12 protein-coding genes are annotated in these 14,717 nt (G+C 68.2%); 6 read left to right on the top strand and 6 right to left on the bottom strand.

All coding sequences use genetic code 11. The features are described from left to right. The first annotated feature begins 34 nt into the window (after window positions 1-34). Window positions 35-529 (top strand): YbaK/EbsC family protein, encoded by a 495-nt coding sequence (locus QM624_RS17690; RefSeq protein ID WP_415094251.1) that lies wholly within the window; start codon window positions 35-37, stop codon window positions 527-529. Here QM624_RS17690 and QM624_RS17685 read toward each other — a convergent pair. The 5 genes from QM624_RS17685 to QM624_RS17665 all read right to left on the bottom strand — a co-directional run bounded on the left by QM624_RS17685 (window position 519) and on the right by QM624_RS17665 (window position 4,611). Continuing rightward, on the bottom strand, window positions 519-1,928 hold the full coding sequence (locus QM624_RS17685) for a sensor histidine kinase (protein ID WP_415094249.1): 1,410 nt from the start codon (window positions 1,926-1,928) through the stop codon (window positions 519-521). The two genes, QM624_RS17690 and QM624_RS17685, sit on opposite strands and share 11 nt — an antisense overlap. Continuing rightward, window positions 1,925-2,647: a response regulator gene (locus QM624_RS17680; protein ID WP_415094247.1), complete on the bottom strand. Its 723-nt coding sequence runs from the start codon at window positions 2,645-2,647 to the stop codon at window positions 1,925-1,927. The genes QM624_RS17685 and QM624_RS17680 overlap by 4 nt, the downstream gene beginning before the upstream one ends. After that, a complete protein-coding gene (locus tag QM624_RS17675; protein ID WP_415094245.1) occupies window positions 2,644-3,336 on the bottom strand; it encodes a M15 family metallopeptidase in 693 nt (230 codons plus the stop codon). Before QM624_RS17675 ends, QM624_RS17680 begins: the two co-directional genes overlap by 4 nt. 80 nt (window positions 3,337-3,416) lie before the next feature. Then, entirely contained in the window at window positions 3,417-3,791 is a 375-nt protein-coding gene (locus tag QM624_RS17670; RefSeq protein ID WP_415094243.1) for a VOC family protein, read from the bottom strand. 19 nt (window positions 3,792-3,810) lie between these two features. Beyond that, the gene (locus QM624_RS17665) at window positions 3,811-4,611 is read right to left on the bottom strand and encodes a methyltransferase domain-containing protein (RefSeq protein ID WP_415094241.1); all 801 of its coding nucleotides are present in this window, start codon (window positions 4,609-4,611) and stop codon (window positions 3,811-3,813) included. A 107-nt stretch (window positions 4,612-4,718) separates the two neighbouring features. On the opposite strand from QM624_RS17665, the gene helR reads away from it, so the two are divergent. From helR to QM624_RS17650, 3 genes are all read left to right on the top strand, one after another. Then, the gene (gene helR, locus QM624_RS17660) at window positions 4,719-6,872 is read left to right on the top strand and encodes an RNA polymerase recycling motor ATPase HelR (protein ID WP_415094239.1); all 2,154 of its coding nucleotides are present in this window, start codon (window positions 4,719-4,721) and stop codon (window positions 6,870-6,872) included. 353 nt (window positions 6,873-7,225) lie between these two features. After that, window positions 7,226-7,801: a cysteine hydrolase family protein gene (locus QM624_RS17655; protein ID WP_415094237.1), complete on the top strand. Its 576-nt coding sequence runs from the start codon at window positions 7,226-7,228 to the stop codon at window positions 7,799-7,801. Between the two features lie 110 nt (window positions 7,802-7,911). Then, window positions 7,912-11,283: a hypothetical protein gene (locus QM624_RS17650; RefSeq protein ID WP_415094235.1), complete on the top strand. Its 3,372-nt coding sequence runs from the start codon at window positions 7,912-7,914 to the stop codon at window positions 11,281-11,283. A gap of 4 nt (window positions 11,284-11,287) precedes the next feature. Here the strand turns inward: QM624_RS17650 and QM624_RS17645 are convergent, their stop codons facing one another. Next, on the bottom strand, window positions 11,288-12,547 hold the full coding sequence (locus QM624_RS17645; protein ID WP_415094233.1) for a multidrug effflux MFS transporter: 1,260 nt from the start codon (window positions 12,545-12,547) through the stop codon (window positions 11,288-11,290). A gap of 79 nt (window positions 12,548-12,626) precedes the next feature. Between QM624_RS17645 and QM624_RS17640 the strand changes: the two genes are divergently transcribed. Together QM624_RS17640 and QM624_RS17635 are read left to right on the top strand one after the other, a co-directional pair. Beyond that, the gene (locus QM624_RS17640) at window positions 12,627-12,848 is read left to right on the top strand and encodes a hypothetical protein (protein WP_415094231.1); all 222 of its coding nucleotides are present in this window, start codon (window positions 12,627-12,629) and stop codon (window positions 12,846-12,848) included. Window positions 12,849-13,986: 1,138 nt separating this feature from the next. After that, the coding region (locus QM624_RS17635; protein WP_415094229.1) for a DUF222 domain-containing protein at window positions 13,987-14,717 on the top strand (731 nt) is incomplete at its 3' end.

Here is a 14,717-nt window from a genome sequence, read left to right as displayed (position 1 = left end):
TTAATACTCTCGCGGGCACGGCAGGATGGACCCTATGACTTCCGCCCAATCCGATGCGACCCTGCCCGCCGGCGCCCAGCGCGTCTCCCAACGGCTCACCGAACTCGGCCACCCCCATGCCCCGCGGATGCTGGCCGACTCGGCGCGCACCGCCCAGGACGCCGCGGACGCGCTCGGCGTCCAACTCGGCCAGATCGTGAAGAGCATCATCTTCCGGCGGCGCTCCGACGACGCCGCGGTGCTGGTGATGACCTCGGGCGACCGCCGGGTCGACGAGACCAAGGTGGCGATGAAGGTCGGCGAACTGACCCGCGCGGATGCCCGCTTCGTGAAGGACTCCACCGGTTTCTCGATCGGGGGAGTGTCGCCGGTGGCGCACGCCAAGCCGAGCGTCGAACTGATCGACACCGAGCTGTTCCGGTTTGACGTGATCTGGGCCGCCGCCGGTCATCCGCACGCGGTCTTCCAGCTCACCCCCGACGACCTGGTCCGGCTGACCGGAGCTCCGGTCGCCGACGTCACCGCGTGAGCGAAGCGGGGACGAGCGGCAGTTCGACGGCGGCGGTGAACCGGTCCTGATCGACGGTGACGGTGAGCCGTCCCGCCATCAGGGCGGTGAGCCGGTCGGCGATGAACAGGCCGAGCGCGCTGCCGTCACCGTGCCGGGAGGTGTCGCCGCGGACGAACTGCGCGGTCAGCTCGGCGGGCCGCACCAACAGCGGCTCGCTGGTCCGGTTGCTGATCCGCAGCCGGAGCCCGTGCGGTGCCCGATCCAGGTCGGCATGCACACAGCTGCCGGGGGCGGCGTACTTGGCGGCGTTGCCGATCAGGTTCTCCAGCACCCGGTACAGGTGCTCGCCGTCGGCCAGCACGACATCGGTTGCCGGCGGCGGGCCGACCCAGGTCAGCCGCCGGGCGTTCAGGGCGTCGTCGAAGTCGCCGGCCACCTGGCTGACGATCTCGGAGATGCCGATCGGTTGCAGCCGCACCGGCAGGTTGCCGGCGCTGGCGCGTGAGGCGTCCAGCAGATCGCCGATCAGTCCCTTGAGCCGGTCGGCCTTGCGGGTCAGCACCCCGGTGTATTCGGTCAGCCGCGGTTCGGGCAGTTCGAGCTTGGCGATCAGGTCGACGTAGCTGACGATCGAGGTCAGCGGCGTGCGCAGGTCGTGGGTGAGGTTGGTGATCAGCTCGGCGCGGAACCGTTCCTCGCGCAGCCGGGCCTCCACCGCCGCCTCCTTGGCCGCCGTGATCGACAGGATGCTGCGGCAGAGCACCGCCACCGCGACCAGGGTGAGGCCGGCCAGGCCGACCTTGGTGCCCCATTCCCCGATCAGCCACCACACCAGCGACAAGTCCCGGTAGGGGCCGGAGCGAACAGCGGCTTGGACGGCGGATTGGGCGCCGGTGGCCAGCACGAAGGTCGCGATCGCCACCACGGCCAGCACGAAGATGCCGGCGAACTGGTTGAGCGGCAGGGTACGGAAGACCTTGGGCCAGAAGATGGTGTCCGACAGGCTGCCGGCCCGGAGCCGCACCAGGATGGTCGCCCACAAGTAGCAGCCGGACGCCGCCAGCACGGCCAGGCAGATCACGTGCCAGTTCCACAGACCGCGACCCTTCTCGAAGAAGCCGGCGACCAGCGACCACACGGCCACCTCGCCGATCACCACGAAGAACCAGTCCAGCCGGTGGATTCGCTGCTGCGCCATCCGGTGCGCGCCGAGCAGGCAGGACAGGGTGGCCAGCGTCGCTGCCACGAGCAGCAGCACCGTCGTGACCCGGGGGTCCGGAAGGAACGGCGCGACACCGAACCGGCCCCCGTAGTAGCGGAACGGTTCGACCCGCTGGTACAGCATCGCGATCAGTCCCAGCGACGTCACCGTGAACGCGACTGCGGCGAACCACGACGACCCGATCACCCGCTTCATGGCAGCGCCACCACCTTGTAGCCGAGACCGTGTACGACGCGCAGATAGCGCGGACGGCTGGGGTCGGCCTCGATCTTCTCGCGGATGTGCCGGACGTGCACCGCCACCGTCCGGCCGGGGTCGTAGGCCGGTTCGCGCCACACCGCCTCGTAGATCTGGGCGGAGGAGAACACCCGGTCCTGGTTCGCGATCAGATGCCGCAGAATGCCGAACTCCAACGCGGTCAGCGTCACCGGGGCACCGTTCACCTGGACGGCCTTGCGGTCGTCGTCCAACTCCAACGCACCGGTGCGCCAGACCCGTCCGGGATCATCGGACGGCAACCCGCCGAGACGCGTGTACCGGCGCAACGCGGAGCGGATCCGGGCGGACAGTTCGGCCGGCGAGAACGGCTTCACGATGTAGTCGTCGGCGCCGGCGTGCAGGCCGAGGATGCGGTCGGACTCCTCACCCTTGGCGGACAGGAAGATGATCGGCACGTTGGATTCCTGCCGGATCCGGTCGGCGGCGCCGATGCCGTCCAGGCCGGGCATCATCACGTCGAGCAGCACCAGGTGAACGGTGTCGGAGCGCACTGTTGCCACCGCTTCGGCGCCGTCGGACGCTTCCAGCACCTCGTAGCCTTCACCGGTCAGGTAGATCCGCAGCGCACGGACGATGTCGGCGTCGTCGTCGCAGACCAGGATGGTGTGCCCGGTCGTCCGGGTGTCGTCGTTCATGCCCGCCTCACGTACTCCTCCAGCACCAGACCCTGATCGTGGCACGTCCGGGCCACCGGACGGCCGACATAGCGGTAGTGCCACGGCTCGTAGGCGATCCCGGTCAGCTCCTTCTTGCCGGGCGGGTAACGCAGGATGAACCCGTATCGCCAGGCGTTGCCGGCCAGCCAGCGACCGGCCCGGCTGTCGCCGAACTCGCCGTCGCCCACCCGCAGGTCGGCCAGATCCACCGCCCAACCGGTCTGATGTTCGCTATGCCTGGGGCGTTGCACGTACGACTTGTCCTCTGCCTGCTTCCACAAGGCTCGCTGCTCGGCGGCGGTGCGATAGCCGCTGGCCACATACAGCCTGGTCAGCCCCGCTTTCCGGGCTGCGGCGAAGAGTGACCGCAGCGGCTCGACGACCTCGGCCGCAACCTTCACCCGAGAACCGGACGCCGGAACCGTGCCGGCCAGTGTGACCAGTTTCGGCGTCCGGAAGTCATCGGGCAGCGGATGGTCGGCGTTGACCAGCAATACCGTCGGATGGTCGGTGTCCCGGTTCCGGCTGCCCGGACCTTTCGCTTCGCCGGTCGGCGCCCACAGCCCCGCCAGCCAGGCCATCAGCAGCGCCACCACGGCCAGCAGCGTCAGGCAGGCCAGCGTCCGCACCTGCCGCACCCGCCGGATGTCCCGAACTCCGATCGTCATGACGGCGATCGTTCCGGGCGCGGGTTAAGCCCGAAGCCGGAGTGTTCTTAAGGTTTGACTAAGCGGGTCGAGTGGAGACGTCAGCCTTCCACCCAGAGACAGAACGGGTGTCCGGCAGGGTCGAGGCAGACCCGGACGTTCGCCTGCGGCTGGTAGCGGGCCATCCGGGCGCCGCATTGCCGGGCGTGCTGCAGGCCGGCCTGTAGGTCGTCGACCTGGATCTCCAGATGTACCTGCATCTGCTGGTCGCCGGGAGCGCCCGGCCAGGTCGGCCGGACGTGGTTCTTCTCCAGCTGGCAGGCGATTCCGATGCCGCCGTCCGGGTTCCGCACACCGATCCAGGTCGGGTCGTCGGTGGGTCCCAGCGTCCAGCCCAGCAGGCGCGCATAGAAGCGCGCCAACGACACCGGGTCGGGCGCGCCCAGCGTGATCGTGGTCAGACGAATCCCCTGCATGGGCCAACCTTCCCACGGCTCAGACGTGGATCAACAGTTCCCCGTGCAGCACGCTGATCCAACCGTCGTCCTCGGCGACCCAATCCCGCCAGGCTTGCGCGACGGTCGCCAACTCGTCGGCGTCGGCCAGGCCGGACGCCACCAGTTGCGTCGCGATCGCCGAGTGCAGAATCCGGTCGGCCCAGCCCTCACCCCAGGCCGCCCGGGATTCCGGGTCGGCGTAACACCAGGTGCTCGACGTGACGGTCACGTCGTGGCAGCCGGCGGCGTGCGCCCAGCTGAGCAGGCGGCGCCCGGCGTCCGGCTCGCCGCCGTTGGCCCGCGCGGCGGCGCTGTACAGCTCGAGCCAGCGATCCAGGCCCGGGTTCGCCGGGAACCAGGTGAAGGCGCCGTAGTCCCCGTCCCGGACCGCGACCACACCGCCCGGACGGCACACCCGCACCATCTCGCGCAGCGCCTGGACGGGGTCGGGCAGGTGCTGCAGCACCTGGTGGGCGTGCACCACGTCGAAGGAGTCGTCCGGGAGGTCGAGGGCGTGCACGTCGCCGACCAGGTAATCGACGTTGTCGGCGCCGGTTTCTGTCACGCCGGCGCGGGTGAGCGCCAGGACGTCTTCGGAGGTTTCCAGTGCGACGACGCGTCCGGGCGCGACCAGCCGGGCCAGGTCGGCGGTGATGGTGCCCGGCCCGCTGCCGATGTCGAGCAGGGACTGCCCGGGCTTGAGTGCGCCCAGCAGATAGGCCGCCGAATTCGCGGCGGTGCGGGTGCGGTGGGAACGCAGCACGCTCTCGGCGTGCCCGTGGGTATAGGCAGGTGCCATAGCCGCGGACGCTACACCCGCCGGTTTCCGCTCTCCCTGCAATTCCAAGCTATAACCCATCGGGGGGCTTGCCGCAAGACCCCCACCCGGGGGAAGAATCGTCCGTCATGTCCCCGGTTACCACTGCTTTTCAGCTTCCCGAACGCCTCGCCGCCAAGGCCGATCCACGCCTGATCGACGCCGACGAACGGCATCTGGCCAGCATCGCTGATTGCATCGCCGAGCAGGTCGCCGAGGTCTCCGCCCGGCTCGACGAACTCCGGCTGGCGCCCGGACGTCGTGGCCGTCAGGCGCTCGACCGCGACCTGGAGATCCACCGGCTGAGCGCCCGACTGCGGCTGTTGCGCCGCTTCGCCTGGGAGGCATGCCTGGGCCGGATGACCTTCACCGACGGCAGCGACCCGGTCTACATCGGACGGGTCGGCCTGACCGATCGCACCGGACGGCAACTGCTGGTCGATTGGCGCACTCCGGCCGCGGAACCGTTCTTCGCCGCCACCCGGGCTCATCCGCTGGGGCTGGCCGGACGCCGCCGCTACCGCTGGATGGACGGTCGTGTCATCGACTACTGGGACGAATCCTTCGTCGCCGATGCCGCCGTCCCGAGTGCCGCACTCGACGACCAGTCGGCCTTCCTGGCCAGCCTCGGCGAATCGCGGACGGCGCGGATGCGCGACGTGCTCGGCACCCTGCAGGCCGACCAGGACGCCGTGATCCGGGCCGGCTCGTCCGGTGCGCTGGTGGTCGACGGCGGACCCGGCACCGGCAAGACGGTGGTCGCGCTGCATCGTGCCGCCTACCTGGCCTATGCCGACCCGCGGCTGGGCGGTGCCCGCGGCGGCCTGCTGTTCATCGGTCCGCATCAGGCGTACCTGGCCTATGTCGCCGACATCCTGCCCGGGCTGGGCGAGGAGGGCGTCCAGACCTGCACATTGCGCGACCTCATGCCTGAGGGCGCCGCCGCGGTGGACGAGGCTGACGTCGACGTGGCTCGGCTCAAGTCGTCGGCGCGGATGGCCGAAGCCGTCGAGCCCGCGGTCGCGCTCTATGAGGAGCCGCCGACGAAGACGCTGGTGGTCGAGACGCCGTGGGCCGATCTGCGCATCCGGGCCGCCGACTGGGCGGAGGCCTTCGAGTCGGTCGATGCCGGGACGCCGCACAACGAGGCGCAGGAGCAGGTCTGGGAGGCGTTGCTGGAGATTCTGCTCGACGCCTTCGACGCGGCGGTGACCGAGGACGAGGTGACCACCGACGACGTCCGTCGTGCGCTGGAGGGCAATGGGGTTCTGCGCCGGGAGTTCCGGCGGGCTTGGCCGGTGCTGGAACCGACCGACCTGGTCGCCGATCTGTGGGCGGTGCCGGCCTATCTGCGGCGCTGTGCGCCCTGGTTGAGCCCGGACGAGGTGCGGGTGCTGAAGCGTCCCGAGGGCTCGCCGTGGACCGTGGCCGACCTGCCGCTGCTGGATGCCATGCGGCAACGGCTGGGCGATCCCGAGGCGCCGGAACGCAACCGCCGCCGGCGCGTCGAAGAGGCGGCGGATCGTTCCTACATGAACGACGTCGTCGAGGACATCCTGGCCGCCGACGACGACCCCGAGTCGGGTTTGAAACTGCTCAACCGGGCGAGCATCCGGGATTCGCTGGTACACGACGATGCGTTGTCGTCGGCCGAGGCCGATCCGCTGGCCGGGCCGTTCGCGCATGTCATCGTCGACGAGGCACAGGAACTGACCGACGCTGAATGGCAACTGCTGCTGCGCCGCTGCCCGTCCCGCAGCTTCACCGTGGTGGGGGACAGGGCGCAGGCCCGGCACGGGTTCACCGAATCGTGGGCCGACCGGCTCGAGCGGGTCGGCTTCGCCGACGTCCGGGTGTCGACGCTGACCGTGAACTACCGGACGCCCGAAGAGGTGATGGCCGAGGCCGAACCGGTGATTCTGGCCGCATTGCCCGATGTCACGGTGCCGACCTCCATTCGCAGCACCGGGCGTCCGGTGCGGCACGCTTCGCTTGCTGAGCGGGAGGAGATTCTCGCTGACTGGCTTTCCGCACACCCGGACGGCATCGCCTGCGTCATCGGTGACCCCTCGTATTCAGGAACGGACCGGGTGCGTTCGTTGACTGCCGAAGGTGCCAAGGGCCTGGAATTCGACCTGGTGCTGCTGGTGGATTCCGACGCATTCGAACCCGGCATCACCGGTGCCGTGGATCGCTATGTGGCGATGACGCGCGCCACACAGGATCTGGTCGTGCTCCGTTGATCATTCACGTCATCCCGGGCTCCGACCCGGGATCTCAGGCTGGGGCAGATCCCGGAGCAAGTCCGGGATGACGATAGAAGGGCTTTGATCAGTGCATCCCCAAGGAAGTCTCGATCAATTCTGCTTCTCGCTGGCTGAGCTTGTCGAAACCGTTGCCATAGGGGTCTCGACAAGATCGACCGACGAGGATCGGCGCTTCCCCAAGCCTGACGGCACCGACTCTGCTCGGCCTGTGAACTCGCAGTTCATCGGTTCGGAATGGATGCAGATTTCCACCCGAGGGCCTCGCTTGAGGTGATTCAATGTCATTCACCCCCATCCGCACAGCGATGTGCGTAACCACAGGAGACCTTATGACCACCCCCTCGTCAGGATTCCGCGCACTCGATCACTGGTTGGTCGTGATCGACCCGCAGAACATTTTCGCCGCCCCGGATTCCGATTGGGCATCGCCGTTCTTCGACGACGCCGTCGCGAATATCCGGCGCCTTGCTCCGGCCTTCGGCGATCGGGTGCTGATCACCCGGTGGCTGCCGACCGCCGACCGTGACACGTCCTGGGGCGAGTACTTCTCCGACTGGCCGTTCGCCGATCGGCCGCCGTCCGATCCGATCTTCGATCTGGTGCCCGCCGTTCAGGACCTGACCACGCGTCCGACCCTCGACCGGCCGACGTTCGGCAAGTGGGGCCCCGACATGGAGGCCATCGTCGGACGCGGCGCGCGGGTCGTGCTGACCGGTGTCTCGACCGACTGCTGCGTGCTCTCCACCGCACTCACCGCCGCGGACGCCGGGGCATACGTGATCATCGCCGCCGACGCCTGCGCCGGTTCGACCGCCGAGAACAACGAGGCTGCCCTGCATGTGATGGGTCTCTATCCGCCCCAACTGACCATCTCGGACACTGCGTCGATCCTGGCCAACACGTGAGCGGAGGGCCTGAGCAGCTGCCCTGATACCACCACCCCCGGTGGCAATTCTGCGCTCTGCCGTCGGTCGGGGTTCGGCGCCTAGCGTCGGCCCCGACCAGGGAGGGCATCATGGCGGAACCACAGGTGTGGGCGGACGGCACGGCCGGAACGGTGATCGGCGCCGCGGTATGGAATGGGCGGACGGTACTCGCCACCGACTGGTCGGGCGGACGGCTGCACGCCTTCGGGATCGAGAACGGAGGCCTGGAACCCTGGGGTGACGGCTACCACCATCCCGAGGGCATCGCGGTCCGCGGTGACGAAGCGCTGATCGTCGAACAAGGTGGTGTCCTGCTGCGGCAGAACCTGCTCAACCCCGGACGTGCCGGCGCAGTCGAGGTCGCCACCGGGCTTGGCGCACCGCACGGCGTGGTCTGGTCGGAGGACGGCGCGTCCGCGCAACTCAGCGACCGGACCGGACGCCTGCTCACCGTCGATCTGGCCACGGGTGTCGTGGACACCGTCGCCGGCGGACTGGCCGCTCCGGTGGGGCTGGCCGTCGGCGCAGCGGGGGAGGCGTATCTCACCGAGCAGGGAACGGGTGCGCTCACCCGGATTGATCCGGACGGCACCCGCACCACTGTGCTCACCGGGCTGGTCGGGCCCTTCCTGCTGGCCTGGGCCGATGATGCTCGCACCCAGTTGCTGGTCACCGAACGTGCACCGGCTCATCGGGTCGGTCTGGTCGACCTCACCGCGCCGGCGCCGAGCGTGCAGCGACTGGTCGGCAGGGGCATCACCCAGCCGTCCCAGGCGATCATCTGCCGCGACCGGCTGGTGGTGACAGGTCAGAACCGGTTGCTCAGCCTCGACGCTGCGGCAGGCCTCGAACCCGGCGTCCGGCTGGTGATTCCCGATCAGCCGTTGTGGCCGGGTGCATGGGTCGACGCCACGATCGACACCGGCGTCACCGGCTACACCCGCGCCGATCTGGACATCGTGGTCGATCCGCCCGGGCTGGTCACCCTCAGCCCGCACCCGGCCGCCGACCTCGACCCGACGCGTCCGACGATTCGGCTGCTGGCAGGTTCCGAAACCGGCAGCACGCGGCTCGTCGCCCGCGAAACCGGTGGTGGGGCCGAGCTGGGTGTCGCCGACGTCGTGGTCGACTTCGCGCCGGTGCCGCCGCTGGACGGACCGCCGCAGTGGATCGACAACCCGACCGAACCACCGCTTCCGATGACACTGCTCAGCGCGGTGCCGGGTGTCGCCGATGCGGGCTCGCTGGTCCCCCGGGACGCCGCCGGCAACAAGCTGACCAACTGGCGGGTGGTGGCGGTGCTGGTCGACACCGACGACGCCAAGTGGCCCACGACGGTCACCCCGACCGAGCCGGCGCCGACGGTCGCCACCGCGCAGGCGTCCTGGCGCACCGTGTTCACCGGTGCGAGCGGCGTCGACGCGTTCTATCGCGAAATGTCCGGTGGGCGGCTCGGCCTCACTCTGGTCACCGGCGGTGTGCTGGGCCCGGTGCACCTGGGTGGCAAATGGGCCGACTGGCATCAGATGAACGGCACGCTGTGGGAGATCAAGGACGACATGCTGCAGCGCATCGCCACCGCATTGCAGGGCACCCCCGGCCTGACCTGGACCGACGTCGACGCGATCTTCGTGATCGTCCGCTCGGCCAGCTCCACCAACTTCACCTGGCCGTTCGCCAAGAGCCGGCAGGTGACCATCAAGGTGAAGTCCGGCGGCAAGGACGTCGATCACAAGGTGGCCCGGGTCTGCATGCCGCATGACCAGACCACCACCGTGAACTTCACCGATGTGGCGGTGAGCGCCCACGAGTTGGGGCACACCTTCGGGCTCGACGACCAGTACATGCCGGCCACCGACCCGAACTTCACCGACGCCATGCGGACCCGCGAGCTCGGTCAGCGCGAGCTGATGGCACACGAGGACAACCTTCCGCACCTGGCGGCGAGGCACAAACTGCTGCTCGGCTTCCTGGATCCGGGCCAGGTGCGCACCTTCACCCTGGGCGTGCCGGAGTCGAATCAGATCGTCGACCTGGTGCCGGTCTCGTCCGGATTGCCCCCGGCCGGACGCATGTCGGCGATCGAACTGCGGATCGCGCCCGGCCTGTCGTGGTTCTTCGAACTGCGGCAGCCGGTGCCGGGGCTCCTCGGCGACCTTCATGTGCCGACGTTCGGCACCGGTCAGGTGATCGGCTACGACGCGATCAAGTACCGCAATCCTCCGGTGGTCGCCGACAAGCGCAAGCCGATCATCATGCTGATCGACGACGGCGACGGAGAGGGAGCGGCGCTGACCGCCAGCCAGGACTACGAGAGCCTCGAAGAGCTCAGCCCGAACCAATTCCAGCAGTTCCGGCTCGAGGTGATCTCGATCGCCGCAGGCGGTGCGCGGGTGCGGGTGGATGTGGGCAAGGGCAACCGGCCCGACCCGGTGCTGCTCAACAACAACGGCGAGAAGGGCGACTACAAGAGTCCCGACATCGAGGTGCGGAATGCGCTCAGCGACGCCGACAAGAAGTTCCTGAACAAGCCGGTGGTGGGCATCGTCAACCGGGTGGTGGCGTTCGTGCACAACGAGGGCGGGTTGAACGCACCCACGGTCAGCGTCCGATTCAAAGCGCTGCCGATGAGCACCGATGACGCCGAATCGACACGATGGACGGACCTTCCCGGGCCGACCGGCACGCCGGCGGTCACCCATGATGTCGACGCCGGTGCGCGGGTCGAGTTCGAGGTGCAGTGGATTCCGACCGACCAACGGCACCACTGCGTCCAGGCCCGGATCGACCGCTACGTGAGGATTCCCGGCGGGGTCGATGAACCGGACGTCGACAACAACCTGGCCCAGTCGAACTACTTCGACCTGATCTCGCAGCCGAAGTCACCCGCCACCCGCGAGCTGTCCGTGGTCGACGTGCACAATCCCTTCCCGTATCCGGCCGATGCCTGGATCGAACTGGTGCAGGATTCGACCCGGTACCGCAGCTATGTCGACCATCGCTGGCTGCACCTGCAGCCCGGCGAGACCCGCAGCGTCCGGGTCGAGGTGGAGTCGAAAGCCACCTCGATCTGGGACGCGATCGAGGCGCGATGGCCGGACGGACGCACCTGGCTGCGCTCCTGGTTGCCCGGCGCAGGCTGCACCGCCAAGACCGGTTCCGGGGTCACCTTGGGCGTCTCCACGAAGGTCGAATCGCAGCTGCGGCTGGTCGAGTTCGGGCCAGGCGTACTGCAACTCCGGGTGGACGGCCCGCCGGGCGCACCGTCGCCGTCCGAAGGATCGGTGGTGGCACTCGTCGAGTACGAGGACGGCACGACCGAAACCCTCACCGCCGACCTGGACGGCTTCGGCAACGCCCAGCTGCGTCCGCAGCCGATCCCGGGCATTGCCCGGGTCTGGTACTCCGGCGCCCCCGCCTATGCGCCGGCGGACTCCTGGGAGGTGGAGGTTCGGGGCTGAAGGCTCACATCTCGTCGAGCGGCTCGTAGGTCTGCGGATCGGGCGGTGCCGGCGGGTCGCACGCGGTGACCTTCAGATGGCGTCGCCACATCAGGTAGCCGATCGCGGTCAGCGCCAGCGTGGTGCCGGCCAGCATCGGCAGCGAGAACGCCACCGCCGGGGCCAGCGCGCCGGCGATCAGCGCGTTGGCCACCAGCGAGACGAAGCTCTGCACCGAGGACGCCGCGCCGCGGTTGGTGGGGAACAGGTCCAGCATCGCCAGGGTCAGGATCGGGAACGCCATCGCGACACCGAACGTGTACACCGGCAGCAGCAACACCGCCCAGGGCAGCGTCTGCGCTGCGGGAATCAGCATCAGGGCCAGGTTGGCGGCGCCGGCGACCAGGCTGATCCAGTAGCCGATGGTCGCCAGCCGGCGTCCGCTGATCTGGCCGGCGAGGCGTCCGGAGAACCAGGAGCCGATCACCATGCCCGAGATCAGTGGCACGAAGAGCATCCAGAAGTCCTGTTCGCCCTTGCCGAGCAGGTTCACCACGATCATCGGGGCGGCCGAGATGTAGACGAACATGCCGGCGAAGTTGATCATCGCGGTCAGCGCCAGCCGGCGTCCGCCCGGGTTGGTCCAGACGCTCCACAACGAGCGGAACAGCGGGCCAACGCGCAGCGGCGTCCGTTCGGCCGTGGGGTGGGTCTCGGGCAGGAGCAGGCCGACCAGGAGGAGCAGCACCACCCCGACCCCGGTGAGGAACCAGAAGATGCCCCGCCAGTTGCCGTGGCTCAGCAGCCAGCCGCCGACGATCGGTGCCAATGCGGGCGCGAGGCCGAAGATCATCGCGATCTGAGACATCACCTTCTGCGCCCGCTCCCCGGTGAAGACGTCGCGGACCATCGCTCGGCTGATGATCTGCCCGGCGCCTGCGCTCAGGCCTTGCAGGGCGCGTCCGACCAGTAGCCAGCCCAGGCTCGGCGCGAGCGCACAGGCCAAGGACGAGAGCACGAACAGCGCGCTGCCGACCATGATCACCGGCTTGCGGCCCAGCGCGTCCGACAGCGGACCGTGGAACAGGCTCATCACCGCGAACGACAGCAGGTAGACGCTGATCAGCTGCTGCAGCGCCAGCGGCGAGGTGTCCAGGTCGATCGCCATCTGCGCGAACGCGGGGAACATGGTGTCGATCGAGAACGGTCCGACCATGCCCAGCCCGGCGAGGATGGTCAACAGCAGCCATTGCGGCGGCAGCGGTCGATCGGACGTCTTCAACACCCGCGTCATTGTGGCAGGCCTCACTCACAGGGACGGCTGGGGTTCGGTTCTGGAGGTGAGTGGGGGCACACTGCACGCTATGAGCGGCGCCATCCTGGGCAAGATCCGGGGCCTGCTGCGTGCCTACTCGGATGGCCTGTCGGCCGCGGGCTACCCGCAGGAGGTCAGCGGTAGCCCGAACACGGTGTCCATCGTGAGTGAGCAGTCGATGGTCGAGCCGCCGTCCGACCCCAGCGCCGAAGGTGGCGAGAGCCACGTCCACGTCGTCGACGCGTCGCCGGAAGACGATCCCGCCCCATAGCCAATGCCCCAACCACCGTCGTCGCCCACTGCCCGACGACAGCACCCCCTGCGTTCGTCCCCGTCGCCAAACGATCCTGGTATGACTCGTTCGCCGGTCTTGTTGAGGCACCCGACCGGCCGCCGCTCGCCGGCCGCTGATGGCTGAGGCCACTGATGGACTCCATCTGAGCGGACATGTCGTCACATTCGTGGAACGCGGGGACGGTTCTTTTCGTGCCACGGGACCTGTGTGCTGGGTCAGCTGCTGCGGGTTGGCAGCGAGCGCTCGGCCCTCGTGGGACGTGGGGACGGTTCTTTTCGTGCCACGGGACCCGTGCGCTGGATTAGCTGTTGCCGGTTGGAAGCGGACGGACGCCTCTGTCATCCGCCCGCATTCGTGATCCCCGCGGACGCGGGCTGCACCCGGCTGCCCCATCATCCCGGCGGATGCCTTCGTGGTCCCGGCGGACGCCTCTGCCACCCGGCGATCGCCCCGTGCTCCCGCGGACGCGGCTGCCCATCCTCCCGATGGATGCCTCGGTGGTCCCGGCGGATGCCTCTGCCACCCGGCGATCGCCCCGTGCTCCCGCGGACGCGGCTGCCCATCATCCCGACGGATGCCTTCGTGCTCCCGGCGGATGCCTGTGCCACCCGGGCGAATGCCTCTGTGAACCCGGATGCGGGGATCTCCACACGGTGGGTGACAGGGTGACCGACCTATGGGCCACCGGAGGCGCGGCAGCGATCTCGACATCGGTGACCGGTGGCGGGAAACATGTGCCGATTTCGTGCTGCAACCCGAAATCCGGAAGTTTTCCCGAAATCGGGTAGCGATCTCGACATCGGTGCACCCGAATTCTGGACGATCTGACCATCCGATGACTCGATGCCTCCGTTGGTCGAGCTTGTCGAGACCTCCTCGGTGGGGGTTTCCGCAGGCCGGTCTGGACGTAAAGGTGTTGTCACAGTGTTGTCAGAAACGACCCTGGTGTTGTCAGTTTCAGAATCCATGTCTGTGGCGGCAGCTGCTGACGAAAAGTGTCAGACCCAGCCTCTACCGTGGTCTTCATGAATCGGATCACCGGTGTGGCTACGGGATTTATCCCTAACCGATCGGTGAACGATTTCTGTCAGTGGCGACGTTTAGGGTCAACGGTATGAGCATCGAGGTAGAGCTGGGGACGACGGTGGCGGATTTCGCCACGGTGGTGGCTGGCCTGCTCGATGATCTCGACTACGGCCAGGTGGCGTTGTTGGCGGATCGGAAACAGCTCGACCTGGTCGCTGATCTGTTGCAGGTGCAGTCCAGGCTGGTCGGGGTGGTGCACACCGTGCTCGGCACTGTCGATCGTTCCGAGGCGGCGATGACTGCACATGGTGTCCCGACCGTCAGTTGGCTGGCGTCGGAGTTGCGTTACACCCGGGGCCAAGCCTCCGCGATGCTGCACCACGCCAACGACCTGCACCGGTTCACCCAGATCGGGGACGCGCTGCGCGACGGTGTCGCGAGCGACCGGCAAGCCCAAGCCGTCACCCAGGTGTTGAAGAAGCTCCCCACCGACCTGGGCGTCGAAGCCGAAGCCATGGCCCAATCCACGATGGTCGGTCATTGCGAGGAGTTCAACAGTCACGAACTTGCTGGCCTGTCGCGGTATCTGTTGGAGGTTGTCGCACCCGAGGTTGCTGAGGAAGCTGAAGCGAAACGCCAAGAACGTGAACTACGCGACGCACAGCAGGCTCGACATCTGAACTTTGCCGATGACGGGCATGGTTCCACCAGCATCAAAGGCTCCCTCCCCACCGCTGACGCGGCACTGATCAAGGCACAGATCGAAGCACTCGCCCAGCAGATGCACCGCACCGCCCTAGAACTACGCGATTCGGGTGT

The organism is Micropruina sp., from assembly GCF_047606365.1.
Taxonomy (GTDB): Bacteria; Actinomycetota; Actinomycetes; order Propionibacteriales; family Propionibacteriaceae; genus Micropruina.
This window is presented reverse-complemented; position numbering and strand designations above follow the sequence as displayed.

Bases quoted from the DNA above. Each gene is read 5' to 3' on its own strand.
- QM624_RS17690 (WP_415094251.1), top strand. From the start codon at position 35: ATGACTTCCGCCCAATCCGATGCGACCCTGCCCGCCGGCGCCCAGCGC.
- QM624_RS17685 (WP_415094249.1), bottom strand. From the start codon at position 1,928: ATGAAGCGGGTGATCGGGTCGTCGTGGTTCGCCGCAGTCGCGTTCACG.
- QM624_RS17680 (WP_415094247.1), bottom strand. From the start codon at position 2,647: ATGAACGACGACACCCGGACGACCGGGCACACCATCCTGGTCTGCGAC.
- QM624_RS17675 (WP_415094245.1), bottom strand. From the start codon at position 3,336: ATGACGATCGGAGTTCGGGACATCCGGCGGGTGCGGCAGGTGCGGACG.
- QM624_RS17670 (WP_415094243.1), bottom strand. From the start codon at position 3,791: ATGCAGGGGATTCGTCTGACCACGATCACGCTGGGCGCGCCCGACCCG.
- QM624_RS17665 (WP_415094241.1), bottom strand. From the start codon at position 4,611: ATGGCACCTGCCTATACCCACGGGCACGCCGAGAGCGTGCTGCGTTCC.
- helR (WP_415094239.1), top strand. From the start codon at position 4,719: ATGTCCCCGGTTACCACTGCTTTTCAGCTTCCCGAACGCCTCGCCGCC.
- QM624_RS17655 (WP_415094237.1), top strand. From the start codon at position 7,226: ATGACCACCCCCTCGTCAGGATTCCGCGCACTCGATCACTGGTTGGTC.
- QM624_RS17650 (WP_415094235.1), top strand. From the start codon at position 7,912: ATGGCGGAACCACAGGTGTGGGCGGACGGCACGGCCGGAACGGTGATC.
- QM624_RS17640 (WP_415094231.1), top strand. From the start codon at position 12,627: ATGAGCGGCGCCATCCTGGGCAAGATCCGGGGCCTGCTGCGTGCCTAC.